The following is a 25,138-nucleotide window of genomic DNA, read 5'->3' on the forward strand; positions in this document are numbered from 1 at the left end:
GGGGTTTCGCAATACTGGTCGACGTCCGCCGAAAGTAGATTGTCCATGTCAACGCTTGCACCATCAGCACCTCACGATCTCACGCAGGTCCGCCCGCTTCGCAGCCGGCTGATGCCGTATGCCCTGCTGGCGCCGGCAGTGCTCGTGACATTGTTCATTGTTTTCTTCCCGATGGTTCAGGCGGTCGTCACCAGCTTTTACGACCTGGTCCTGTGGAAGCCCAATGCCAGCCGGTTCGTGGGGTTCGGCAACTACATCAAGCTCTTGCATGACCCGGTATTCTGGACTTCGCTCGGCCATACGGCCATATGGATCGGCTTGACGGTGCCCTTGCAGATGGGTCTTGGCCTGGTCGCCGCGCTCCTGCTCAATCGCGAGTTCCCATGGCGCGGTCTGGCGCGTGCTCTTGTCATAATTCCGTGGGCCTTGCCGAGCGTTGTCATCGCGCTGATGTGGCGCTGGATTTATGATCCTACCACCGGGGTGCTCAACGACATCCTGCTTTACCTGTCGATTATCCATTCAACCGTGCCTTGGCTCGCCGATCCGCATCTCGCGCTCTATGCGGTGATTGCAACCTTGACCTGGCAGGGCTTTCCGTTTTTCGCGGTGATGATCCTTGCCGGTTTGCAGGGGATACCCCAAAGCCAGTATGAAGCCGCCTCTATCGACGGGGCCAGCACGTGGCGTCAGTTCGTCCATATTACACTTCCGGGAATCGCACCGGTGCTGGCGACGGCGGGCCTGCTGCGTATTATCTGGGTCGCAAATTCCATGGATGTCATCTTCGTCATGACAGGTGGCGGCCCGGGTTATGCCACGCACACATTGCCGCTTTATGCGTTTATCAAGGCCCGGCAAAATCTCGATTTCGGCTATGGCACCGCCATTGCCGTTACGTTCACGATCCTTCTTGGAGCCATCGTGGCGGTCTATATCGTCCGGACCATGCGCGAGGTGGAACGATGAACAAACCCTCGACGCTCCGCCGAATTCTCACGACGGATATTCCTGTTATCTTCATCATAATGCTCGCCATGGGGCCATTCGTCTGGATGATCCTGACGTCCCTGACACCGACCGCGCAGTTATCTGCGTCCGGCGTATCCCTGTCGCCGGCGGGGTGGAGCATGGACAATTATATCCGCCTGCTGGAACAGACCTCGTTTCTCGGCAATATGCTGGACAGTCTGATTATTGCTGCCGGTACTGTCGTCTTGGGCCTCGCAGTTTCAGTCACTGCGGCATACGCACTGTCGCGTTTCCGCTTTCCGGGCCGCAAGCTGGTCATGCTGCAGTTTCTGCTGGTCAACATGTTTCCGATCGTGCTCCTGATCTTGCCGCTCTTTATCCTGATGCGGAAGATTGGCCTTCTCGATACGCATCTTGCGCTGATCCTCGCCAACTCAACTGTCGCCATTCCGTTCGCGGTCTGGATGCTGAGGAGTTACATCGGTGCTATTCCCCGCAGTCTCGACGAAGCGGCGATGATCGATGGCTGTTCCCGGCTGCAGGCGCTGCGTCGCGTCGTTCTGCCACTGGCTATGCCTGGCATCATTTCAACAGGCATCTATATCTTCATTACCGCCTGGAACGAATATCTGTACGCCCTGACGCTTGGCGGCCGGAACGTTCGCCCCGTTACCGTCGCCATCCAGACGCTGATAGGTGAATACCAGATCGAATGGGGTCTGCTCGCCGCCGGCGGTGTCGTCGGTGCGCTTCCCGCCACTCTGCTTTTCCTTCTCGTTCAACGCCGGCTTATCGGTGGCCTCACCCAAGGCGCAGTGAAGGGATGACTCTTATTAATATCAAAGAAGGACCCATGATGAATCCCATCGGATTGATCTCCATGCAATATGCAAGGCCATTCACTGCCGAGCATTTCCATCTCTTCAAGAAAATGCGCGAGCTTGGCTTTGACTTCGTCGAACTGCTGGTGCCCGAGCCCGGCGAAATCGACCTTGCCGAAGCCCGGCGCGCTTTGGACGATGCCGGACTGGGCGTTGTCCTTGCCGCGCGCGTCAATATGCAACGCAACCTTTCATCGCACGAGAAAGATGCCCACCGCGCCGGCATCGACTACCTGCGTTATACGGGGGACTGCGCGGCGGAACTCGGGGCGACCGTTGTTGGCGGCCCTCTGACCGGCAATCCACTGGTGTTTGCCGGGCGTGCGCCAGTACCAGTCACCGAGGAGGAGCGGCTGGCGCGTAAGGACCGCTGCGTCGCGGGACTGAAGGAGGCGGGCGATCACGCTGCAAAAGCCGGTATTCTGCTCGCCGTCGAACCGCTCAACCGCTTCGAAAGCGATGTGTTGTGCACGACACAACAAGCCATCGAGCTGCTCGATGCAGTGGACCATCCGGCGGTCAAGTTGATGCTGGACACATTTCACATGCACATGGAGGAGGCGTCGATCCCCGAAGCCATCCGGCTTGGCGGCGATCATCTCGTGCATTTCCAGGCCAACGAAAATCATCGCGGCTTTCCCGGTACCGGTTCGACCGACTGGGTTGCAGTTTGTCGTGCGCTGCACGAGGTGAACTACAAAGGCCCGGTATCGCTTGAGCCGTTTCGGCGCAACGATGACCGCTTCGGCGTTCCCTTTGCGCAGTGGCGCCCACCCCACGAGGACGAAAGCGAACGTCTCGCGGCAAGCGCGGCGTTTATCAAATCCCATCTCACACTGACGGAATATCGGCGATGACATTGAAAATCGGCTGGATCGGTTGCGGCATTCACGCAACCCAGATGCTACTTCCCCAATTGGTCCGCCATGACGTCGAAATCGTCGCGCTCTGCGACATCGATGGCAAGCGTCTTGGCGATGCCGGCCGGCAGTTTGGCGTTGCGCGCCTGACCAGCGACGCCGAGGAGTTGATCCGTATGCCCGGCATCGACGCCATCGGCATGGCCGTGGGACCGGATCAGCATCTGCATTTCGGCAAGCTTGCGCTCGATCGGGGTCTGCCTGTGTTCATGGAAAAGCCGCCGTCGGGAACAGCGGCGGGCGCGCGCGAACTGCGCGCTGCGTCGGAGCGCGCCGGTAAACCGTTGCTCGTCGGTTTCATGAAACGCTATTCAGTCGGCAACAAGATTGCCCATAACATCATCAAGTCCGGGCGGTTCGGTCCTGTGCTTGGACTTACCGGATACTATATGACGGCGCCGGGCTATTTCACCGGTAATGTCGATTACACCGGCTTCTTCCTGCATCACTGCGTGCACTATATGGATCTGGTGTCATTCTTTGTCTCGCCGGTGCGAACCATTTCGGCGCGAAAGGTGGAAAAAACACCGGGCAGGGTACTTTTCCACGTCGGGTTCGAGTTCGAGTGCGGCGCCATTGGAAATATCGCGATGGGTACGATCCAGTCGAGGGGCACGCCGGTCGAGCGCATCGAGTTGATGAGTGATCACCAGCGTCTCGAGGTGGATGACGTGATTGAAGTGCGTTGGAACCGCAATCCGCCTTTCAAGGTAGACGATCCCGAAGCAACACTCGCCGACGATGTCGACACTCTGACATGGAAGCCAAATTTCACGGCAGCGGCAAATGAAGATCCGAAGGGTTACTATTCACTCTTGGCCGATGTGGTTCCGGCTCTCGGCGGTGCGTCGACTGCTGCCCCGACAATTTATGATGGGGTGATAGCCATGGAACGGCTGGAGACTTTGCGACGGAAGCTCGACTTGTAGTTTCCGTGGGCTGCCGCGCTCACTCGACGTTGGAGTCCATGCAGCGATATGTAAATTTGTATTCTCCTTCGGGCTTTCCCGGGTTCCTGTCGTCTCTTGGATTATGATAACAGGCACCCCACCTGATCCCGGCACGCCCAGCAACACTCAAAAGCTGTAGTCCCCCTTTTGCAGCGATCACCGTGGCCGGATATAATTGGTCACCTTGGTGTTGTACCACGCTGGCACAATTCAATGGTTCTTCGGATGCCTCCTCAAAGCAGATTTCGATGACCACGTCGCGATCACAATTGTTGACAAAAAGCCAACCTTTTTCGTTTTCAGTCCGGATGACACAGCTCTTGGCATCGTCGCTAAAAGAGGGAGTAACCTGGCCGGAAAACAGGATTAAGGCGATCACGGCAAGCGTCTTGCATTTCTTCAAAAGCCTCATGTGATTCAAGCTGATGCGTCCCCGATTCGTCAAACTTGATTTTGAAGCAGCCTACGACGACTATTTCATCTTGGCCACTGTCAGCCAGGTACAAACTCTCGTCTATGAAGCCAGGTGGGGCGCGCTTGACCCGCAACGCCATGAGGTGGGGTGGCCGGTCGACGCAACCAAACGATTCTATAGTTTGTTCCGGATTGTTTTTCTCCAGATCAGCGGTGCGTGCAGGTTGGCAGACCGCACCCGACCGGCGGTCGCATCGCTTTGGAGCCAGGCGACACTGCTCTTTACGATTTCATCCACTGGCTGCGAAAACGTCGTCAAGTTATAGGACGTCCATGAGGACTGCTCGATATCGTCGAAGCCGACGATGCAGAGATCTTCCGGAATGTTCAGCCCAAAGTCGTACCGTGCACCGTCCATCAGCCCGAATGCCATCAGATCGTTGACACAGAAGACTGCGTCCGGCCACACGGCCTCGGTGAACAATGTCTGCGCAATCTTGCGGCCGCTTTCATAGACGGTGTTACCGTGGCGCACGACCCTGACTTCAAGTCCGAATTCGGCGGCCGCTGCGATGAAGCCGCGTTCGCGCGCCATCAGACTTGGTGTTCCAACGTCGGAGTTGGCGAATGCGAGGTGCCGGCAGCCTGCACGCAGGAATGCACTCACGGCCACTCGTGCCGCTTGACCATCGTCAAGATTGATACGGAACGGGCCCTCGATATCATCATCGCGATTGATCAGCACGATGCGCTGGCCGCTGTTGAGGCAAAGCCTGGTAATCGCCTTGTCCGGAAGCCCGGACAACAGGATGGACGCGTCGGCGCGGTAGTGCAGGGTTTGCCGGAGCGCCGTGTCCACACTGCCATCCGAGCGATCGGTATTGATGAGCATGGCAATCTTGCCGGCGGTTTGCAATTCGTGGGTGAGAGCGCGTACCAGACGGGCTCGGTAGGGCGTATCCATCTCGGATACGACCAGGCAGACGATACCGCTTTCGCTACGCATCAGGCCGCGTGCAAGCTGGTTGACGTGATAGCCAAGCGCTTGTGCGGCCTCCATGACGCGCTGGCGTGTTTCCTCCGAAACACTAGCGCCGGGCGTGAACGTACGGGACACAGCCGAGCGCGAAACGCCTGCCCGCTTTGCTACGTCATCAGCGCTGACGAATGATTTGTTCAACTGCATGAATCCATAGTTGTTCGCGGTATCTTGCACGCGCTTGCGTGCTACCGCAACCACCAGACCGCTAATTTTATTGAAGGAACGCAATAGTCCGCTTGACAGGGAGACATGTCGTGTGAAACTTTTGCACACGCTTGCAAAAAAGCGTGCGGCATGGAGGTGCCGCTTTGTCAGGGAGGAAAATCATGCGTTCTGTATTCGCAATTGCCGCCGCTTTTGCTGTTGGTCTTCAAATGATGCCAACCGAGGCGCGCGCTGCGGACAATCTCAATCTGATCTGTTCGGCCGATGTCGTTATCTGTGAGCTGATGAAGGGCATGTTCGAGAAGGAGACCGGTATCCAGGTCAATATGGTCCGCCTTTCGTCAGGAGAGACCTACGCGAAGATCCGCGCCGAGGCACGCAATCCGAAGACTGATATCTGGTGGGCGGGTACTGGTGATCCGCATTTGCAGGCTGCTTCCGAAGGGCTGACCCAGGAATATAAGTCGCCAATGCTTGACCAGTTGCAGGATTGGGCGAAGAAGCAGGCAGAGAGCGCAGGATATAAGACCGTCGGCGTTTATGCGGGTGCTCTTGGCTGGGGTTATAACACCGAGATCGTCAAGAAAAAGGGCCTCAAGGAGGCCAAGTGCTGGGCTGATCTCGTCGATCCATCCTTCAAGGGCGAAATCCAGATCGCCAACCCGAACTCGTCGGGCACTGCCTATACAGCGCTGGCTTCCCTGGTTCAGATCATGGGTGAGGACAAGGCTTTCGACTACCTGAAACAGCTGAACGCGAATGTGTCGCAATATACAAAATCAGGTTCCGCACCCGTGAAGGCCGCGGCCCGGGGTGAAACGGCGCTAGGCATCGTCTTCATGCATGATGCTGTCGCCCAGATTGCTGAAGGCTTCCCTGTCAAGGCCGTTGCTCCTTGTGAAGGCACCGGCTACGAAATCGGCTCGATGTCAATCATCAAGGGTGCGCGCAATCTCGATGCGGCCAAGAAATGGTATGACTGGGCTCTCTCCGCCGAAGTGCAGTCGCATATGAAGGATGCAAAGTCCTTTCAGCTGCCATCGAACAAATCTGCCACCGTTCCGCCTGAAGCCCCGAAATTCGAGGATATCAAGCTCATCGATTATGATTTCAAGACCTATGGCGATCCTGCCAAACGCAAGGAACTGCTTGATCGCTGGGACAAGGAGATTGGTGCAAGCGCCAACTGAACTTGCTTTTGCCTGATGCGATGTGTCCGGATCGTTCCGGACATATCGGCAGCGCTAGTAACTTTCTATGATGAGCGAAGGCGGGTGGCGTTATGGAACGTAGCGACCGGAGATTGAATATTGCGCTCGGCATCGGGCTCGCCGGGTTGAGCCTCGTGCCGTGGTACCGGATCGAAAGCGGTTTTTTCGGCTTCGATTGGCTCGGCAACTTTCCGAACGGTTCCAACGAAGCGCCTGCTCTTCTGCAGATATTCGCACACGGCCGCTGGACACTTGCCATCATCGCGCTGCTCTTCGCTGTGGGCTTATGCGCGCGGGCTTTCAAAGTCTCATCGCTTCGTTCAAATCTGCTGATCGCGGCCGGCGCCGCTGGAATTGTCTTCCTCGTGTTGCAGGGGCTCGCTGTCGGGTTTACCGGCTGGACCTGGACGATAACGGAAGCGTTGTTTGGGCCGCTTGCCGATGGCCAGCCTTCGATGGGTGCAGGCGCCGGGCTCGTGGCGCTTTCCTTCGTCCTGATGTTTTCCTTCGGACTTGCCGAGCGTGGTGTGCTCCGGGGCGATGCCTTCGTGGTCGCTTCAATCGCGCTGCTCGTCTTCCTTGTCAGCATCTTTGTATTTTACCCTGTGGGCAGCATTTTCATCGGTGCCTTCCAGAGTTTCGACGGCTCGTTCGATCCTTCCGGATTTGTCCGCAATATTCAGGATCCGTCTATCTGGAGCCTGGATTGTCTTGTTGGGGGTAATCGTTGTGGCGTTGCCTGGCGCACGTTACTGCTGGCTATCCTTTCGGCGTTCGGCTCCACATTGCTCGGGCTCTGCTTCGCGCTGGTTGCCACTCGCACGCGCTTTCCATTCAAGAAGGGACTGCGGCTGCTGACGATCCTGCCGATCATCACGCCTCCCTTCGTCATAGGCCTTGCGCTTATCCTTCTTTTTGGCCGCGCCGGTGTCGTAACCCATCAGCTTTCCAACCTCTTCGGGATTGAGCCGGGCCGTTGGCTTTATGGCCTGACCGGCATCTGGATTGCACAGGTCCTGTCTTTCACGCCCATCTCGTTTCTCGTGCTCATCGGCGTTGTCGAGGGTGTCAGCCCGTCGATGGAGGAAGCATCGCAAACCCTGCGGGCGGATCGCTGGCGTACGTTCTGGAAAGTTTCGTTGCCTTTGATGAAGCCCGGTCTCGCGAACGCTTTTCTGATTGGCTTCATCGAGAGCATGGCGGATTTCGGTAACCCTCTGGTGCTCGGCGGTAGCCATGGGGTGCTCTCGACGGAAATCTTCTTTGCCGTTGTCGGCTCGCAGAACGATCCTTCGCGTGCCGCGGTGCTGGCGATCATCCTGTTGTTCTTCACGCTCTCGGCCTTCCTTGCGCAGCGACTATGGCTGGCAGGCAAGAGCTTCGCGACAGTAACGGGCAAGGGCGATTCCGGTGCGCATATCGCCTTGCCGCGATCACTGTCCATTGGCGTCCATGCCATCGTCATTCCCTGGATACTGTTCACTCTGGTCATCTACGGCATGATCCTGTTCGGTGGTTTTGTCCGCACGTGGGGCCTCGACAACACGCTGACCTTCGAGCACTACCAGCGCGCTTTCTCTTTCAGCTTCGAGAACGGCGCTATCGCCTGGACAGGTGTCGCGTGGAACTCATTCTGGACAACGATCAAGATCGCACTGATTTCGGCACCGCTTACAGCGGCGGTCGGGTTGCTGACGGCTTACCTGATCGTCAGGCAACGGTTTGTCGGGCGCAACGTATTTGAGTTCGCGCTGATGATGAGTTTTGCCATCCCAGGCACTGTCATCGGTATCAGTTACATCATGGCCTTTAATCTCCCGCCGCTGGAAATGACCGGCACGGCGCTGATCCTCATAGCCTGCTTTGTCTTCCGCAACATGCCGGTCGGCGTGCGCGGCGGCGTGGCGGCGATGAGCCAGCTCGACAAGAGTCTGGATGAGGCATCGCTGACCTTGCGGGCAACGAGCTTCCGGACAATCCGCAAGGTCATCCTGCCCCTGCTTCGTCCGGCGATCGTTGCTGCGCTGGTCTATTCGTTCGTCCGCGCCATCACATCGATCAGCGCTGTCATATTCCTGGTCAGTGCCGAATATAACATGGCAACTTCCTACATTGTCGGGCTCGTCGAGAACGGCGAATACGGCGTTGCCGTGGCCTACTCATCAATGCTCATCGTTGTCATGATTGTTATCATTACCTGTTTCCAGCTGCTGGTGGGTGAACGGAGATTGCGCCGCGAGAATCGCGTTGCAACGGCCTTTATTCCGTCTGCCGCACCACAAGAGAAGGCCGCATCATGACCACTCATCACACCGGCTCTGTCGTTTTCACCAATGTCAAAAAGCAGTTCGGCACGTTTACGGCCATCCACGATCTGTCTCTGGACATCGAACCTGGCACACTTGTAACGCTGCTGGGCCCATCAGGCTGTGGCAAGACGACGACCCTGCGCATGCTCGCCGGGCTCGAGCATCCAACTGCAGGACGCATTCTCATCGGCGGCAAGGATGTCACCATGCTTCCCGCCAACGAACGCGACGTCTCGATGGTGTTCCAGTCCTACGCGCTGTTCCCGCATATGTCAGTGCTGGAAAACGTCGCTTATGGACTTGAATCATCGAAGATGAAAAAGAATGAAGCGCGGGAACGGGCGGAAGAGGGGCTGAAGCAGGTCGGTCTTGCCGGGTACGGTCAGAGGCTGCCTGCTGAACTCTCCGGCGGACAGCAACAGCGCGTTGCCGTTGCGAGGGCTCTGGTGCTCGAGCCGCAGGTTCTCTTGCTGGATGAACCCCTTTCCAATCTCGATGCGCGCCTGCGGCGCCGTGTGCGCACGGAAATCCGCGAACTACAGCAGCGTCTAGGGTTTACCGCAGTCTATGTCACCCATGACCAAGAAGAGGCGCTTGCAGTCTCGGACAGAATTATCGTCATGCAGGATGGTCTGATCGCCCAGCAGGGTTCGCCGCGCGATCTTTACGAAGCCCCAGCCTCGTCTTTCATCGCCGACTTCATCGGCGAGGCGAACGTGCTGCCTTGCGAGGTCCTGCGTAGCGATGGGGGGCAGGCGATCATTCGAGTCGGAAAGCTGGAACATTCTGTGCCAGGCCGGAGCGCCCGCCCGGGACCGGCAAGGATCGCCGTCAGGCCTAATGCGATCACGCTCGAGGCGGCAGAGAGCGGGGCGTTTCCCGGCAGCATACGGCATGCGGCCTATCTCGGGGATCATGTGGAATATGAAGTCGAGACGGAGGCGGGCACATTATTCGTCGTAGATCCGGCCATCGACAGAACGCTTCCACCGGCGACCAATGTCAGCATCGGCTTTCACCATCGCGGCATCGCCATCATCAACAATTGAAATCTGCATTCATATCTAAGGAAAGAACATGACATCCGACGTCACCGTTGATCTTCAGGATCGCTTTGCTTTGGCCCAGAAGATGGCGATTGAGGCGGGGGCCGTGGCTCTTGCGCATTTCAACGCGCGCGAAAGGCTGGTTATTGAAACCAAGGCGGATCCACACGACGTCGTTTCGATTGCCGACCGCGAAGTTGAAGACCTTATTCGGACCCGGATTGCCGCAGCTTTTCCGGCCGATGCGATCCTTGGTGAGGAGTACGGTGTTAGCTCGGGTACATCGGATTACACCTGGGTCGTCGATCCGATCGATGGCACGAGCCCATTCGTCAATGGCATGCCGACGTGGTGCATTTCCATTGCTGCCCTGCATGGGGAGGAAATAGCCATCGGTGTCATCTACGTGCCGTGCAATGACGAGCTCTACGCCGCTGCCGATGGCATGGGCGCCACATTAAATGGCAAAACTTTACGGCTCGATGCAAGCCGGACGATCCGCAATGCCGTGACCGGCATCGGTGCCAACAATCACGTGGCACCGGCGACTGTCGCGTCGATCGTTGAAAAACTGCTTGATGCAGGTGGCAACTTCATTCGCAACGGCTCGGGCGCCCTGATGCTTGCCTACGTCGCGGCGGGTCGCCTTGTTGGCTATTACGAGCCTTATATGCATGCCTGGGACTGTATGGCGGGCTATTGTCTTGTCAAGGAAGCCGGTGGGTGGCATCTTCCATTTCCGGTCGAAGGCGATGGCCTCACAAAAGGCTCACCTGTGCTTGCAGCCGCCGCAGGTGCCGTTGACGACCTGCGGACAATCGCAGGGCTTTAGTTTCGCATCGCCTGGGTGTGAAATAGCGTTGACGCAGGATGCCAATGCGGGTTCTCGCCTGATCGGGAGTCTGCGGTCAAAACGCAACTTCAAATTTGGTTCATGGAGTTATGGCATAAGTGCCCGCAGAATTGCATGATACGCGCCGTGGCGGCGCGGCGCGAACGAATATCAGAGGGGCTGAAATGAACGATCCAAAGCATGAGGCGGCAAACCAGGATTGGCTTGAAGCCGAACTCGCCGATACTCTCGATGAGGACTACGAACTCGAACTTTCCGAGCCGGCACTGTCCGACGAGATTCGCAAAATCTACCGCAAGACTCATCCACCAACCATCCCGCGTATCGAGTATTTTCGGGCCTTGCTTTCGCTGCAGGCAGAGTTGATCAAACTGCAGGACTGGGTCGCCTATCACAAGGAAAAGGTCGTCGTCGTATTTGAGGGACGCGACTCTGCCGGCAAGGGGGGTGTCATCAAGCGCATTACCCAGCGGCTCAACCCGCGTACGGCGCGCGTAGTAGCGCTGCCAGCTCCTTCAGACAGAGAAAAATCCCAGTGGTACTTCCAGCGTTACGTGCCGCATTTGCCCGCCGGCGGTGAAATCGTACTGTTCGATCGATCCTGGTACAATCGTTCCGGCGTCGAACGCGTGATGGGATTCGCAAATGAAGACCAGGTTCAGCAATTCTTCCACGATGTGCCGGAATTCGAACGCATGCTTGTCCGATCCGGCATCAGGGTTATCAAGTACTGGTTCTCCATAACTGACGAGGAGCAACAGTTGCGCTTCCTCATGCGCATTCATGACCCGCTGAAGCAGTGGAAACTGTCTCCCATGGATCTGCAATCGCGCGTGCGCTGGGAAGGCTACACCAAAGCCAAAGAAGAAACCTTCGCCCGGACGAACATACCCGAGGCACCCTGGTATATTGTCGAGGGCAATGACAAGAAACGCGCTCGTCTCAACTGCATTGCGCACCTTCTTTCACAGGTTCCCTATGAGCATGTGCCACACGAAGAGATCACCTTGCCCGATCGCGTGTTCAACCCCGACTACGAGCGCAAGGTGTTGCCGCCGGAACTCTACGTTCCGTCAAAATACTAAATTGATGTAATCCCGGCTGCGCGTTGGTCTGTGATATCTTCTCCGTTGCCTTCCCAGAGCGATCATCGGGAAGGCGATCGTTTTGATCATCTTTAAACGCTGGGGGATAGCGACAATGGATGAACACGAGATCGATGCGGTCAGGGCCCTGCTGCAGTCCCATCCGCGACCAACGAGCCTCGCCGAGCGTCGCCAGCGCCTCGATCTCGTGGCGGCCGACGATCCAATCGCGCCCGATATCCGGTTCGAGCATCAAATGGTTGGTACGATCGAGGCGGAATGGTCGCTCGCACCCGGAAGCGACACCACCAAGACGCTGCTGTTCTTCCATGGCGGCGGCTATTGCTCCGGATCGATCCAAAGCCATCGCAGGATGGTGGCCGAGACGGGTCGCGCGGCGCGCGTACGCACGCTTGCACTCGGTTACCGGCTCGCACCCGAGAATCCCTTTCCGGCTGCGCTGGACGACGCACTTGCCGCGTTCGAGTTTCTGCTCGCGCAAGGCGTTCCCGCGGCGTCGATTGCGATCGGCGGCGACAGTGCTGGCGGCGGGCTGACGCTGGCGACCATGATACGTCTGCGTGACGCTGGCAAACTGCTGCCCAGTTGCGCCTGGTTGGTATCGCCATGGGTCGATCTCGAAATGAGCGGCGCGAGCATGGACGAGAAGGCCGCTGTCGATCCGCTGATTCACCGCGACTACCTCGAAGAGCTCGCGGGCGCATATCTTGGTGGGACCAGCGCTCGCGAACCGCTCGTTTCGCCGCTCCATGCCGGTCTTGCAGGGCTCCCGCCGATGCTCATCCAGGTTGGTTCAGCGGAGACACTCCTCGACGATGCAGCGCGGATCGCCCGCAGGCTTGGGGCTGCCGACGTTGCGACGAACCTCGAGATCTGGCCGCACATGATTCACGCCTGGCCTCTGTGGGCGGCGCGGCTGACTTCGGGACGGGAGGCGATCGCCTCAGCGGGTGCGTTCATCAACGGACACCTCGCGGCGTGAGCGGCGAAACCGCCAGTCGAGGTGCGCCCGCCACCTGTGCAGGTCTACGAAATTGTGGCATAGATGAGCGATGGCGATAAGTCTCTTGGCAGTTCACGATAGCGGCGGCGAGACGGAGCAGGCGGCGAGCAATTCGCTTGCCGTTGGCTACTCCGTAGCTGTGCTGTGCTGGCTGCTGTCGGCGGGTGTCTATATCTCCGCAAAATGGGTCTCTCCCGAAATGCCGCCATGGGCGTTGTGCTTTTGGCGCGTCCTCATTGCGTGGGCGATCCTGCTCCCGATCGTGCGCAATCACTTTGGGTCGATGGCTGCGCTGGTGCGAGCGCGCCCGCTGGAGCTCATCCTCGTCGGCGGCATCGGGCTCGCGATCTGTCAGGGCATGGTCTTTATGGGGCTCGAGAAAGCTGACGCCACCACGGCCGGTATCATCATGGCGCTGATCCCGATCATCACCATGATCCTCGCCCGTTTGATCCTGGGTGAGCCGATGGGGAGGTGGCAGGTGATCGGATCGATCATTGCCTTCCTCGGGATCGTGGTCATCATCGTCAAAGGCAGCCCGGCGGCGCTGCTGCGTCTCGAAGTGAATCCCGGCGAACTTTGGCTTATCGCCGGCGCCTTCTGCTTCGGCCTCTATGCGGTTCTGCTCCGCCGCGCGAAATTCGACTCAGAGCGTCTTCCGCTTCTGGTACTGCTGCTAGGAGCGGCAGCGCTGACAGCGCTCCCCTTCTACCTTTGGGAGCTTGCTTCCGACGAACGCTCGGCCCTCGACAGCAATGGCCTTTTAGCCTTGGCCTATGTGGCGGTCCCCGGCGGAGCGCTGATGTATTACCTCTTCAACTGGAGTGTCGAAGCGTTGGGGGCAGGTCGGGCGGGCGTGCTTCTCTACATCCAAACGATATTTGTTGCCATACTCGCCTATTTTATCCTTGGCGAGCGCCTGCAAACCTATCATCTCGAAGGCGCGGCACTCATAGTCGTCGGCGTGCTTTTTGTCATCCTGTTCAAGCCTCGGACCAAGCCTGTGGCAACCAAATCCCTCTAAGTTGAACTGATTGTGAATGGGCTCAATCCATTTGGCGTCTATGCTGAAGTTGCGATTCCAAATGAAATGGGGCGGAGCCCTGTGTGATGAATCTCATTGTTCGGACTGCAAGAAGTGCCATTCTGGGCCTGCTTGCTCTCGGCGCCATCATCTTCGGGTCGGCCGGGACGCTGGACTACTGGCAGGGCTGGGCCTTCATTGTCGTCTTTACCCTCTCGACAAACCTCATTGGTGTCTATCTTGCAATCAAGGATCCAGCACTGCTGGAGCGCCGTCTGAAAGCCGGGCCTGGTGCTGAAACACGTCCACTGCAAAAGGCACTGATAACAGTTGCCTTTGCCGGTGCCATTGCTTTGCCGGCTGTCTCTGCACTTGACTATCGTTTCGGCTGGTCACACGTGCCGACGTCAGTCTCGGTACTGGGAAACGTCCTGGTGGCTCTGGGTCTGATGATCGATCTTCGGGTCTTCCGTGAGAACAGCTACGGCGCTTCGACGATCGAAAAGATGGAGGATCAAAAGGTCATCTCCAGCGGACCCTATGCGTGGGTCAGGCACCCGATGTATGTCGGGGTGCTCGTCATGGTCATCGGGGTGCCGCTCGCATTGGGCTCCTACTGGGGCCTATTGTTCTTGCTGCTCAATGTGCCGATCCTGATATTGCGCATCCTGGACGAGGAAAACATGCTGCAACAGGAGCTGGAAGGCTATTCGGACTATATGCAAAAAGTACGATACAGGCTTGTACCGGGTCTGTGGTGAGCGAGCCTGTCGTCGTGCCGTCTGACTCTAGATCGATTTGACCTCGCCGCCGTCCATGCGGAGTGTCGAACCGGTCATCCACCGGGCGCCAGGCGAGACAAGAAAAGCCATCAGCTCGGCGATCTCTTCCGGTTCGCCATAACGAGCGATGCCTGCATCCTGCGGGAATTTTGTGGTTGCCGCTTCCACACTCATGTCGTGGATGGATGCCCAATGTTCGAGATAGGATCGCCGTCGGCCCGTCATCACCGGGCCCGGAAGAACGCTGTTAACCTGAACGCCGTCTGTGATCCCGCGGTCTGAAAATGCCTTTGCCAGTGCCACGATCGCAGCGTTGATCGTGCCGACTGCGGCATAGGGTGCTTTTGGAAAAAGCGCGGAATTGCCTGACATCAGCACCACCGAACCTTTGGCCTCTTTCAAAGCCGGCCAAGCGGCGATTGTCAGCCGGCGTGCGCCGTGGAGCTTGAGGGCGAGGCCGCCCTCCCATTGTTCGTCGGTCATTTCAAAGAGATCGATCTGTGGCACCGCGCCGGCGATATTCAGCAAGGCATCGATACGGCCATACGTCGAGAGCGTCTGATCAACGACCACCCTTGCTGCGTCAGGACTTGCCACGTCGAGGTCAAGCACGAGAGCGTCGGCACCAGCCGCTCTCACCATTTCCGCAGTGGCCTCGAGCTTGGCCCGATTGCGCGACACCAGCACGATCGAGGAGAAATCGCGGGCGAGCCGGATCGCCGTGGAGTGACCGATCCCCTGGCTCGCGCCGGTAACGATTGCAACAGACTTTTGCATGCCAAATCTCCAACGATTCAAGAGCGAGAAAGGAATTCGCGAATGGCTGCGGCGATTTCCCCGGCATGCGTTTCGAGCGCGAAATGTCCGGTGTCAAAGAACCTTACATCGGCATCGGGGATATCGCGTTTGAATGCCTCGGCGCCCGGCGGCAGGAAGAACGGATCGTTCTTGCCCCACACCGCGAGGAACGCTGGCTTGTGCGTGTGGAAATAGCTCTGGAAGGCTGGATAGAGGGCAACGTTGCTTTTGTAATCGCCGAAGAGGTCGAGCTGTATGTCGGCAGCACCCGGACGGGCGAGATAGAAATTATCGAGCGACTGACCGTCCGGCGACACCATCGCTACATCGCTGACGCCGTGGGTATATTGCCAACGGGTCGTTTCGGGGGTGAGCATAGCGCGCAACGCGTCGCGATTTTCCTTTGAAGAGTCTTGCCAATAAACGCGGATCGGATTCCACCCGTCGCTCAAGCCCTCTTCATAGGCGTTGCCGTTTTGCGAGATGATCGCGGTGATGCGCTCGGGATGCCGCATCGCCAGTCGAAAGCCGGTTGGCGCACCGTAGTCGAAAACATAGACGGCGAAGCGCTCGAGATGAAGGATCTCGGTGAAGCGTTCGATGACGCCGGCAATATTGTCGAAGGTGTACGTGAATTTATCGCGAGAAGGCATGTCCGATTGACCGAAGCCCGGAAGATCCGGAGCGATGACCCGATACCTATCGCTGAGAAGCAGGATCAGATCGCGAAACATATGCCCTGCGCTCGGGAAGCCATGCAGCAGCAGCAGAATTGGTGCGTCCGCAGGGCCAGCTTCTCGATAGAAGACGTTGAAGCCGTCGACATTGGCGGTGAGATATTTGGTGGTCATTGGAGTTCTCCTGTCTCTGTGCCGTAACCGTTTTGCCACTTGCACGACGGTTATGGCTCATTGGATAGTAACCTGTCAAGATGATATTAGCAGGTTACTGCGTATTCGCGACCATCCCCCTTTTGACTAATCGACAGGGATGTCGTTAAACTAGGATTTCAGGCAACCCGTCCACTGATAGCCTCCGGTCTTACGTAGAGAACCAAAGCGGTGCAGATCAGCCCAAAACCCAGTAAGGGAACGAACGGCGATACCAGGGCTGCCAGCGCAAAGATTCCGAGCGCAGCAAAAGTCCGGCGGCGAGCGAGCCGGCGCGCCTGGTCAGGCATTATGGTCGAATCCGCCTGTGCCAATACTTCCCGTTCGAAGGCCAGATAGGCCAGTTCAACCAGGACAAAAATGGCTGCGTAGATGGTCATTGGTGCCGCCGCCAGATGCGAACGCGCCATCCATGCAGTCGCAAACGGGAGCAGTGATACGACAAAGAGATGCGCGAAGTTGAGCCAGATCAGTCGGGGTGTTGCATGCCGCACAAAGCGCAGGAGGTGATGGTGGTTTACCCAGATGATCGCGATGAAAAGGTAACTTACGGCGTACCCTATGGCCGTGGGCCAAAGCGGCAGCAAAGATTCAAAGCTTGAATCTTCTGGAGCTTCCAACTCCAGAACCATAATTGTGATGATAACCGCGATCACCGCATCCGAGAAAGCTGCTAACCGATCCGCTGTTGTCCGTTGTTCATCCATCTTTCGATCTCCCCCGATAAAAACTAACATCAGGCCGCGGCGCGGATTGCTTCTTCAACGATGTCCACGACTACGGAAGGCGCTGTGACACTTGGCGTATGATCCACGGAGTGCACCCTCACGTGGGCCTTCATGCGCTCTGCCATGAAGCGCTGCGTGCCAGCGACGATCATATGATCATTTTCAGCCAGCAGATACCAGCTTGGCAGGCTGCGCCATGCAGGAACGCCGACAGGCACAGTGATGCAGGCAATGGCAATCGGACGCTGAACAGCGGCCAGCATGCCCTGCATTTCCGGATCGGCGTTCGGTGCGAAAGCCTTTGCGAAGGCGTCATCCGGAAGCCAGATCAGGGAGTTCTCATCCGGTGCAAGCTTTGGCGCCTGCGGATGCGGCTCGGTGCGGTAAAAAACGTCGGCCACCGTTTCTCCTTCATCGGGAGCAAGTGCCGCCACATAGACCAATGACTTGACTTTTTCGGAGTGCGTCTCGCCAACCACCGCACCGGCATAGGCATGACCGACGAGCACCACGGGGCCGTCAATCCGCGCGAGGGTTCGGCTAACTGCCGCTACGTCGTCAGCCAGAGAGGTCAAGGGCAATGGCGCAGCCACCACCTTGACACCATGCGACTTGAGAGAAGCAATCACGCTTGCCCAGCTCAATCCATCAGCCCATGCACCGTGTACAAGCACGACTGTCATGTCTTTGAAATCCATCGTCTCACTCCTTTGACGTTTGCGTTAAGTAACCGTATTATTGCTTGTTTGGAGGTTACTCAAGAAAAACATAACTTGTCAACGTGCCTCAGAGTGGTTACATCACTCAAAGCCAAGTCACGCATCGGGGAGAAGGAACAATATATATGGGGCACGCATACCCGCCTGCAATTTTCATTGCCGATAGTCCTGGACTTGATTTTTTGAATTCTGTTGCAACGCCCGTGGATTCGGTCGTGGACTGGATCGATGGCGGTGACGGCCTTGTTGATTGGCTGTCACAAGCCAACCTCGTGCCCGAGGCGGTGCTTGCCGAAATCAAGGCCGGCGCGATGCCAGGTGAATTGGACAAGGTTGCCGATCAGGCACGAAGCCTTCGCGAATGGTTTCGAGGCTTTGTCCGTAAGCATAAGGGCACCGCTTTGTCGGCTAACCACCTGAAGGAGCTGGAGCCGCTCAACAAGCTCCTTCAGAGAGACGAGGCTTTTACCGAGATTGTGGCAGCGGAGGAAGGAGGGATCAAGACAACGATGTCGCGCCGTTGGCGCTCACCTGAGTCGCTGCTTTTGCCAATCGGGGAGTCGTTGGCCAAGTTTGTCTGTGAGGAAGATTTTTCAGATGTGAAGGCCTGCGAAGGCCAGGCATGCACTCTCATGTTCGTTGATCACACACGACGCAAATCGCGTCGGTGGTGCAGTATGGCACTCTGCGGAAACAGGGCAAAACAGGCGGCGCATCGGACACGTTCAAAAAACATAGGGCTGCAGTGAAAGTCCCATAAGACGGGTCATCCGCTAGGGGCGTGCTTCCGGTTCCTGCGCTGCTATCTGCAGCCAATTGACGAAGAGGCTTGCAGCTTCATTGTTATGTTGCCTTGTCGGGACCACGACAAAATAAGCCCCTCTGGGTTTGATCGCGGCGTCAGTCAGGCGAACCAGTCGTCCCTGCTGCAACAGGTCTTCCACGAGATGTGTCCAGCCCAGCGCGATCCCCTGACCGTTGAGTGCGGCATAGATCGCTTCGGTGTAAAAGCTGCAACGCAATCCCAGAGTTTTCTTCGGAACCACGATGGAAAATGACGAAAGCCACTCATTCCAGCCTGTCCACGTTGGATCGTCGGTTTCGTTGGAAATGAGGGAATATGAGGTCAAGTCCGCCGGAGTTTTGATGCGCCCGTCTGCCCCGGTATATCCCGGGCTGCAGACCGGGAAGACTTCGTCCTCGAACAGCAATTCGGCATGACCATCCGGCCACATGCCATTGCCGAATCTGATCGCAACGTCCACCTCGCCCAGTCGGAGGTTCGGCATGTTGTCCTGAGAGAGGATGCGGAGGTTGATGTAGGGATAATGGCGCGAGAACTCTGAAATTCTGGGCATCAACCAGAAATGCGAGAATGCAACTGTCGCAGAGATCGTCAGCTCGTCGCCGGAAGCGTCCTTGCGAAGGCCGGTAACAGCTTCCGCGATGAGATTGAAGGCGTCGCTGGTGGCCGTCGAAAGCGCTTTGCCCTTGTCCGTCAAAACCACCTTGCGGTGCAGCCGCGTAAAAAGGGGAAAGCCAAAGTCCTTCTCGAGAAGATGTATCTGGCGGCTGACCGCAGCCTGGGTGACGCCGAGTTCCTCGGCGGCCCGCGTAAAGCTCGACAGCCTCGACGCCGCTTCGAATACGGTAAGTGCCGTCAATGGTGGCAGCTGTTTCCTCAAGCTTTCACTCTTCACTCCGATTTCGCTGAGCGGCGGGCCAGAGTCCCCATTACTTCTGGTAATGTCAATGGCGCACATTTGTGCAGTTGAAATATCCCAATTTGCTGCGATTCTAGACACGATTGATCCATAAGGAAACATTATGCTCAATACGTTCCCATCGCCGATCTCCTCCTTGCTCGATGCGCGTATCGACGGGCACTCTTTGCCCGCTGGGCTGTACACCCGCGAAGATGTCTTCCAGGCGGACCTGGACGTGTTCTTTTCCAAGCACTGGATTCACGTTGGTCTCGAGTGCGATGTTCCGGAAGCTGGCGACGCCGTGGTCATCGACATCGGATCGACGAGCCTGATTTTGCTGAGGGACGACGACAACGACATCCGGGTGGTCCGCAACGTTTGCCGTCATCGTGGCGCGCGACTGCTGGACGCCGGATCAACAGTCATTTCCAAGCTGGTGTGCCCCTACCACCAATGGACCTACGAGCTTTCGGGTGAGCTCAGCTATGCCCCGCATATGGGGAAGAATTTCGACAAGAGTTGCAGGCACCTTAAGGCGGTCAACTTCAAGTCGATTGGTGGCCTGATCTATGTCTGTCTTTCCGACAATCCCCCGCAGGACATCAAGCGGCTGGAGGAAGTCATGGATGGGCGACTAGAGCCTTATGATATCCGGAACGCCAAGGTCGCACACCAGCTGGATGTCATCGAGAAGGGCAACTGGAAGCTCACCATGGAGAACAACCGGGAGTGCTATCACTGCTCGGCCAACCACCCGGAGCTGTGTGTTTCGTTCGTCGATCTTGACTTTGGATATGATCCCGACAGCCTCAGCCCGGAGGACCGGGAAGAGGCGGAAGCGCATTTCGCCATATACGGCGAGCGCACGAAAGGTTGGGAGGCAGACGGATTTCCATCATCAACGGTCGAACAGGTGCGGAACTGTGAAACCAATTTTCGTACCCAGCGCCTGATTATCGCCGGGGCGGGCGAATCCCAGACGGAAGATTCGACCGCCGCCTCGTCGAAGCTTCTTGGGACGATGACCCGCAAGGATCTCGGCGACACGCATCTTTGGGGACATAGCAGCTGGTGTCACTTCATGGGCGACCATGCCGTGATCTCCATCGCAATCCCGCTTTCTGCCGATACAACGTTAATCCGAACGAAATGGCTTGTTCACAAGGATGCGATCGAGGGCGTCGACTACGATCTTGCTAAACTTACCCACGTATGGACCGAGACGACCAACCAAGACGCCGAGCTCGTTGCCCGCGCCCAGGCGGGCGTCCAGGACCCGGGCTATGAGCCTGGCCCTTATTCCAGGTTCACCGAAGTCGCTCTTGATGACTTCGCGAGCTGGTACATTGAACGAATGCGCGCTCATGGCTACTGAGCTCCTTCTCAAGGCCGTGAACCAAACAAGCGGTGCGTATTGGGACCCGGAGACCGACGACGAACTCGTTTGCATCGATGTCCATGACGAAACGCATGATGTGAAAAGTTTCACGTTCGTGTCGCCCGAGCGGAAACAATTCGAATTCAGTGCCGGGCAATATTTCAAGTTCGAGCTTGGTCTCGATAATGAAGACGACGGGCGCTGCTACAGCGTCTCGTCTTCTCCACTCCGCAAGATCGCCATTACAGTCACGGTGAAGCGTGTACCGGGTGGAAAGGTATCGAACTGGCTGCACGACAATCTGATCCCGAACACGGCCGTCCGCGTGTCAGGGCCACTCGGCCGTTTCGTCCGGCCAGCTGCGAAGAAGTACCTTTTCCTGTCGGGTGGCTCCGGGATCACGCCACTCATGTCGATGGCAAGGGAGCTTGCTGACACGGCGGAGACGACCGATGTCATCTTTTTGCACGCGGGTAGAACTCCAAAAGATCTTATCTTCCGCGAAGAGATTGCAAACATCGCGCGACGCGTCAAAGGGTTCAGAATTCTGCTGCTTCCCGAAGACATCGGAACCGAACGAGGTTGGCCGGGCATTTCAGGCCGGATATCCAAGGAATTCCTTTCTCTCGCAGCGCCCGATATCGCCGACCGCGTCGTCATGTGCTGCGGACCCGCACCATTCATGGCAGCCGCAAGAAAGATCAGCGCCGAACTGGGTGTTCCCGAAACCAACTACCTTGAAGAAAGCTTCGACGCCGTTGTCATCGAAGAAGCTCCAGCGTCAGCTTCCGAGGTCGTCGAAACGAAATCGTTCAATGTGCAGTTTTCGAAACAGGGCAAGTCTGTCGAAGTCCGCGCCGATCAGACGGTTCTCTCCTGTGCCAAAAAATCCGGTGTCAGGATTCCATCATCCTGTGCCAGCGGTATCTGCGGGACCTGCAAGTCCAAGCTCGTGAGCGGTGCCGTCGACATGAAACATGACGGAGGGATAAGGCAAAGGGAGATCGATGCCGGTTTCTTCCTGCCGTGCTGTTCCAGACCGCTTAGCGATCTCGTCATCGAACGCTAGATCGCCCGATCAGGCATAACCGGCGCGCTCTGCAGGGCGCCGGCTATTTGCTCGTGACCCTGCTACACGGATACTGCGTCTTCCTTGGGGAAATCGGTGGACACCGCAAGATCGCGCCATGCGGCGAGTTCCCTTTCGACGCTCGCATTCTTGGCTTCGATCGCTGCCACAGCGTCCGAGCCGAACGGTATGCGAAGCGGGGGATTGGGTTCGTTGACTATCTTCACCATTGCCTTGGCAAGCCGGGCCGGATCGCCGGGCTGCGCGTGGTTGGCACCGGCGGCGGTGGTCCGCATGGCGCCGGCGGGCGTCTCGTCATAGTCGCCTATAAGGCCATGGCTGACGTTCAGTGAACTTTCATCGAGAAAGTCCGTGCGGAAGTATCCGGGTTCGACAATTGTGACTTTAATGCCAAGGGGCTGCAGTTCGGCTGATAAGGCCTCTGAAAGGCCCTCGACCGCAAATTTCGTCGAGCAGTAGACGCCCCAGCCACCATGGCTCACATAGCCGCCGATGGATGAAATGTTGATGATGTGCCCCGACCGCTGCCGGCGCATGTGCGGAAGGACCGCCCGGGTCACCTTGAGCAGGCCGAAGACATTCGTTGCGTAGAGTTTTTCGATTTCTACAGCCGTCGCTTCCTCGACAGCCCCGAGGAGGCCGAACCCGGCATTGTTCAACAGGACATCGATCTTGCCGAAGCGCTTGACGGCCTGTTCGGCCGCCGCGTTGGCTTCCGCCTCGTCGGTGACGTCGAGAGCCACTGCCAACAGATTGGGATGATGGCCTAACCTGTCGGTCACGGTCTGCGGATTGCGTGCGGTTGCAACAACCGCGTCTCCCGCGTTCAGGGCCTGCTCTGTGATCAGCGCGCCAAAGCCGCGCGAAGCACCTGTGATAAACCATACACGCATGACGTTTTCCTTTCCTTGTTGAATTGCTGGCTGAAAGCTAGCGCATCGACTAAGTTGAAATAATCGCCTTTATTCTCCATGAGGTAGTGAGGAGAACTCAACAATGCGGAAGATCGGTCCGTCAGATCTTGCCAGCTTTCTGGCTATCGGTCACAACCGTAGCTTCAAGAAGGCTGCCGTGGAGCTAGGGGTAACACCATCAGCCCTCAGTCACGCGTTAAGGTCGATCGAGGAACGATTGGATATCCGTCTGGTCAACCGGACCACGCGAAGTGTAGCGCTGACCGAGGCAGGCGAACAGCTTTTCGCCCGCATCAAGCCCGCTTTCCACGATATCGAGGATGCGCTTGAGGATCTGAACGCCTTTCGTGGCCAACCCTCCGGCAAAGTTCGCATCAATGCGGCGCGCGCTGCGTCAAAGCTGGTGCTTTTACCGATCATCGCGCGGTTTCTGAAGGTCCATCCTGCAGTTGAGGTCGAACTGGTGGTCGACGATGCACTGGTCGATATGGTATCCGCCGGGTTCGATGCCGGGGTTCGCTTCGGCGAAATGATCGCGGCTGATATGATTGCAGTTCCAATCGGACCGCGGCACAGGTTCGCCGTGGTGGGGTCACGTGGGCACTTCGAGCACTACCCACAGCCGGTTTTGCCGCAGGATCTGAACCACCATCCCTGCATTCGCTATCGCTTCGCGAGCGGGGCCCTCTATCGATGGGAGTTCGAAAAAGGCGGTATCGAACTCGAGATCGAGGTTCAAGGATCGCTTACCGTCGGCGACCAGGACCTGATGCTCGAAGCTGCCCTCAATGGTGCTGGTCTTGCCTATCTTTTTGAGGATCAAGTTCAAGCGCATCTATCGGAAGGGCGTCTACAGCGGGTTCTGGACGACTGGTGTCCTTACTATCCTGGCTTCTTCCTTTATTATACGAGCCGCCGGCAACTTCCGACCGCCATGCGTGCATTCGTCGATTTTGTGAAAAGCGAGAACCGATGATCATTGTGCGCTTTCATCAGTTTTCCGCCGAATTTTCAGCGGGCGAAAATCTTCATGGAACAACTGTCATATTGAAACGTTAGGTTGCGCTATGACCACACCGTTTCCCTCTGTGACCATCGAAATCCAGCCGGCCGGGAAGTCCCGGAACATCGCATCTGTCCCAGAAGCGGCCGAAGTCCTGTTGATGGACTGGCCAATCCATGACGGCGTCAAACTGAAGGCGGCAAGGCAGAAATGTCTTGATGCGCTCGATGGTAAGGTAACGATTACGGAGTGCCGCTCGGCGTTCATCGAAGCGGCCAAAGAGGCTCGCATATTTGTAGATTATCCGGTGAAGAGACTTTAGGTCACTCATCAAAGTTGCGCTTGAGAACGCCTGAGAACATCGGGTTACTGGCTATGTTGTCGGCGATTTCGGTCAGCTTCGGAAAAGATTGCGTGAATTCTTTCCTTCCCGGGCGCCAGTTGCGCATGACTGCAATATAGAGGTCGATCGCACAGAAGTCATTGCCGAGGAAACAAGGCGTATCGGCGACATCCTCCACATGACCCCACAATGTCTTGCGATATTGATCGACAGTCCGCTTGTAATCTCCCTGCGTATTTTTCGGCAATTGCCAGCGAGCCGGATCATCGCTGAAGTTCGACGTCGGGTAGATTTCGCTGACGATGTAAAGGAGCCATCGCAGGAAGGCCGGCCGTTGTCGGTCGCTGGTTGCAGGCGCGAGTTGTGCATCAGGAAATGCATCGGCCAGATGAAGAATAATCGCTGCGCTTTCGGTCATGACATCGCCGCCCGGCATGATCAGCGTGGGAACCTGCCCGAGTGGGTTCAATTCCAGCAAACGGTCGCGATCGGGGCCCGGCTCGAGATAGGGGATCTCCTCGAGTTCGAATTCAGCGCCTGCCTTGAGCAATGCCAATTCGACGATAACCGACCCGCAACCTTCCGATCCGATGAGAACATACTTGCTCATTGCCGCTTCCTAGCTCCATCAGGTCTTGGCGTCATCCTCGACATCGACTTCAGGCCGGTCACTTCCCCTGACCGATTCCTGATGCCATGTGCCATCTGAAGTCTCATAGCTGATCTGCGCATCCTCGCCGCCAATCTGCTGGCGTTTGGCTGCCTCCCTGGCAGCTCTCAATGCGGCGTCATGGGAGGGAAACTTCTCAGACCAGACGTCTCCGAGCTTGTAGGCCCAACCGCCGTCATGGGCATGGACATGATAGGTGAGATGCATGAAAGTTCTCCCAT

27 protein-coding genes are annotated in these 25,138 nt (G+C 57.2%); 17 read left to right on the forward strand and 10 right to left on the reverse strand.

Going from position 1 to position 25,138, the window contains the following annotated elements:
• Window positions 1–45 precede the first annotated feature (45 nt).
• From LB462_RS17535 to LB462_RS17550, 4 genes are read left to right on the forward strand one after another with little or no spacing between them, the layout of a single operon-like run.
• Entirely contained in the window at window positions 46–969 is a 924-nt protein-coding gene (locus LB462_RS17535) for a carbohydrate ABC transporter permease (protein ID WP_114429363.1), read from the forward strand.
• Entirely contained in the window at window positions 966–1,799 is an 834-nt protein-coding gene (locus tag LB462_RS17540) for a carbohydrate ABC transporter permease (protein ID WP_224510695.1), read from the forward strand. Before LB462_RS17535 ends, LB462_RS17540 begins: the two co-directional genes overlap by 4 nt.
• A gap of 29 nt (window positions 1,800–1,828) precedes the next feature.
• On the forward strand, window positions 1,829–2,710 hold the full coding sequence (locus LB462_RS17545; protein ID WP_370637217.1) for a sugar phosphate isomerase/epimerase family protein: 882 nt from the start codon (window positions 1,829–1,831) through the stop codon (window positions 2,708–2,710).
• Complete coding sequence (locus tag LB462_RS17550) at window positions 2,707–3,702, forward strand: Gfo/Idh/MocA family protein (RefSeq protein ID WP_224510700.1); 996 nt, start codon at window positions 2,707–2,709, stop codon at window positions 3,700–3,702. The genes LB462_RS17545 and LB462_RS17550 overlap by 4 nt, the downstream gene beginning before the upstream one ends.
• 19 nt (window positions 3,703–3,721) lie before the next feature.
• On the opposite strand, the gene LB462_RS17555 is transcribed toward LB462_RS17550, so the two are convergent.
• Entirely contained in the window at window positions 3,722–4,144 is a 423-nt protein-coding gene (locus LB462_RS17555; protein ID WP_224510702.1) for a hypothetical protein, read from the reverse strand.
• A gap of 168 nt (window positions 4,145–4,312) precedes the next feature.
• On the reverse strand, window positions 4,313–5,323 hold the full coding sequence (locus LB462_RS17560; RefSeq protein ID WP_370637213.1) for a LacI family DNA-binding transcriptional regulator: 1,011 nt from the start codon (window positions 5,321–5,323) through the stop codon (window positions 4,313–4,315).
• 182 nt (window positions 5,324–5,505) lie between these two features.
• On the opposite strand from LB462_RS17560, the gene LB462_RS17565 reads away from it, so the two are divergent.
• From LB462_RS17565 to LB462_RS17600, 8 genes are all read left to right on the forward strand, one after another.
• Window positions 5,506–6,534: an ABC transporter substrate-binding protein gene (locus tag LB462_RS17565; protein ID WP_224510706.1), complete on the forward strand. Its 1,029-nt coding sequence runs from the start codon at window positions 5,506–5,508 to the stop codon at window positions 6,532–6,534.
• 92 nt (window positions 6,535–6,626) lie between these two features.
• Window positions 6,627–8,855 (forward strand): ABC transporter permease, encoded by a 2,229-nt coding sequence (locus tag LB462_RS17570; RefSeq protein WP_224510708.1) that lies wholly within the window; start codon window positions 6,627–6,629, stop codon window positions 8,853–8,855.
• The gene (locus LB462_RS17575; protein ID WP_224510709.1) at window positions 8,852–9,913 is read left to right on the forward strand and encodes an ABC transporter ATP-binding protein; all 1,062 of its coding nucleotides are present in this window, start codon (window positions 8,852–8,854) and stop codon (window positions 9,911–9,913) included. The genes LB462_RS17570 and LB462_RS17575 overlap by 4 nt, the downstream gene beginning before the upstream one ends.
• A 28-nt stretch (window positions 9,914–9,941) precedes the next feature.
• The gene (locus tag LB462_RS17580) at window positions 9,942–10,742 is read left to right on the forward strand and encodes an inositol monophosphatase family protein (RefSeq protein WP_224510711.1); all 801 of its coding nucleotides are present in this window, start codon (window positions 9,942–9,944) and stop codon (window positions 10,740–10,742) included.
• Window positions 10,743–10,927: 185 nt separating this feature from the next.
• Window positions 10,928–11,848 carry a polyphosphate kinase 2 gene (gene ppk2 / locus LB462_RS17585; protein ID WP_224510713.1) on the forward strand — a complete coding sequence of 307 codons (921 nt, stop codon included), beginning with the start codon at window positions 10,928–10,930 and terminating at the stop codon, window positions 11,846–11,848.
• 115 nt (window positions 11,849–11,963) lie between these two features.
• Entirely contained in the window at window positions 11,964–12,851 is an 888-nt protein-coding gene (locus LB462_RS17590; RefSeq protein WP_224510715.1) for an alpha/beta hydrolase, read from the forward strand.
• 70 nt (window positions 12,852–12,921) lie between these two features.
• Entirely contained in the window at window positions 12,922–13,896 is a 975-nt protein-coding gene (locus LB462_RS17595; protein ID WP_224510717.1) for a DMT family transporter, read from the forward strand.
• Between the two features lie 86 nt (window positions 13,897–13,982).
• Window positions 13,983–14,657 carry a methyltransferase family protein gene (locus LB462_RS17600; protein ID WP_224510719.1) on the forward strand — a complete coding sequence of 225 codons (675 nt, stop codon included), beginning with the start codon at window positions 13,983–13,985 and terminating at the stop codon, window positions 14,655–14,657.
• A gap of 27 nt (window positions 14,658–14,684) precedes the next feature.
• Here LB462_RS17600 and LB462_RS17605 read toward each other — a convergent pair whose 3' ends face one another.
• From LB462_RS17605 to LB462_RS17620, 4 genes are all read right to left on the reverse strand, one after another.
• Window positions 14,685–15,455, reverse strand: a complete 771-nt coding sequence (locus LB462_RS17605) for an SDR family oxidoreductase (RefSeq protein ID WP_224510721.1) — start codon at window positions 15,453–15,455, stop codon at window positions 14,685–14,687.
• 17 nt (window positions 15,456–15,472) lie between these two features.
• Window positions 15,473–16,327 carry an alpha/beta fold hydrolase gene (locus LB462_RS17610; protein WP_224510723.1) on the reverse strand — a complete coding sequence of 285 codons (855 nt, stop codon included), beginning with the start codon at window positions 16,325–16,327 and terminating at the stop codon, window positions 15,473–15,475.
• A gap of 158 nt (window positions 16,328–16,485) precedes the next feature.
• The gene (locus LB462_RS17615; protein ID WP_224510725.1) at window positions 16,486–17,073 is read right to left on the reverse strand and encodes a TMEM175 family protein; all 588 of its coding nucleotides are present in this window, start codon (window positions 17,071–17,073) and stop codon (window positions 16,486–16,488) included.
• 29 nt (window positions 17,074–17,102) lie between these two features.
• Window positions 17,103–17,792, reverse strand: coding sequence for an alpha/beta fold hydrolase (locus tag LB462_RS17620; RefSeq protein WP_224510727.1), 690 nt, complete (start codon window positions 17,790–17,792; stop codon window positions 17,103–17,105).
• Window positions 17,793–17,938: 146 nt separating this feature from the next.
• On the opposite strand from LB462_RS17620, the gene LB462_RS17625 reads away from it, so the two are divergent.
• A complete protein-coding gene (locus LB462_RS17625; protein WP_224510729.1) occupies window positions 17,939–18,562 on the forward strand; it encodes a CGNR zinc finger domain-containing protein in 624 nt (207 codons plus the stop codon).
• A gap of 24 nt (window positions 18,563–18,586) precedes the next feature.
• Here LB462_RS17625 and LB462_RS17630 read toward each other — a convergent pair whose 3' ends face one another.
• Window positions 18,587–19,498, reverse strand: a complete 912-nt coding sequence (locus LB462_RS17630) for a LysR substrate-binding domain-containing protein (protein ID WP_224510731.1) — start codon at window positions 19,496–19,498, stop codon at window positions 18,587–18,589.
• A gap of 142 nt (window positions 19,499–19,640) precedes the next feature.
• Between LB462_RS17630 and LB462_RS17635 the strand changes: the two genes are divergently transcribed.
• Both LB462_RS17635 and LB462_RS17640 read left to right on the forward strand, forming a co-directional pair.
• Window positions 19,641–20,894 (forward strand): aromatic ring-hydroxylating oxygenase subunit alpha, encoded by a 1,254-nt coding sequence (locus LB462_RS17635; RefSeq protein WP_224510732.1) that lies wholly within the window; start codon window positions 19,641–19,643, stop codon window positions 20,892–20,894.
• Window positions 20,884–21,966, forward strand: coding sequence for an FAD-binding oxidoreductase (locus LB462_RS17640; protein ID WP_224510734.1), 1,083 nt, complete (start codon window positions 20,884–20,886; stop codon window positions 21,964–21,966). Before LB462_RS17635 ends, LB462_RS17640 begins: the two co-directional genes overlap by 11 nt.
• Before the next feature lie 62 nt (window positions 21,967–22,028).
• On the opposite strand, the gene LB462_RS17645 is transcribed toward LB462_RS17640, so the two are convergent.
• Complete coding sequence (locus LB462_RS17645; protein ID WP_224510737.1) at window positions 22,029–22,880, reverse strand: oxidoreductase; 852 nt, start codon at window positions 22,878–22,880, stop codon at window positions 22,029–22,031.
• Between the two features lie 103 nt (window positions 22,881–22,983).
• Here LB462_RS17645 and LB462_RS17650 point away from each other — a divergent pair, with 103 nt between their 5' ends.
• Both LB462_RS17650 and LB462_RS17655 read left to right on the forward strand, forming a co-directional pair.
• Window positions 22,984–23,877: a LysR family transcriptional regulator gene (locus LB462_RS17650; protein ID WP_224510739.1), complete on the forward strand. Its 894-nt coding sequence runs from the start codon at window positions 22,984–22,986 to the stop codon at window positions 23,875–23,877.
• A 91-nt stretch (window positions 23,878–23,968) separates the two neighbouring features.
• The gene (locus LB462_RS17655; protein ID WP_224510741.1) at window positions 23,969–24,226 is read left to right on the forward strand and encodes a DUF982 domain-containing protein; all 258 of its coding nucleotides are present in this window, start codon (window positions 23,969–23,971) and stop codon (window positions 24,224–24,226) included.
• Window position 24,227: 1 nt separating this feature from the next.
• Here the strand turns inward: LB462_RS17655 and LB462_RS17660 are convergent, their stop codons facing one another.
• Window positions 24,228–24,857, reverse strand: coding sequence for a glutathione S-transferase family protein (locus LB462_RS17660; protein WP_224510743.1), 630 nt, complete (start codon window positions 24,855–24,857; stop codon window positions 24,228–24,230).
• A gap of 18 nt (window positions 24,858–24,875) precedes the next feature.
• On the reverse strand, window positions 24,876–25,124 hold the full coding sequence (locus LB462_RS17665) for a DUF2188 domain-containing protein (RefSeq protein WP_112523979.1): 249 nt from the start codon (window positions 25,122–25,124) through the stop codon (window positions 24,876–24,878).
• Window positions 25,125–25,138 lie beyond the last annotated feature (14 nt).

It is taken from the genome of Phyllobacterium chamaecytisi, from assembly GCF_020164455.1.
In the GTDB taxonomy this organism is placed as follows: domain Bacteria; phylum Pseudomonadota; class Alphaproteobacteria; order Rhizobiales; family Rhizobiaceae; genus Phyllobacterium; species Phyllobacterium chamaecytisi.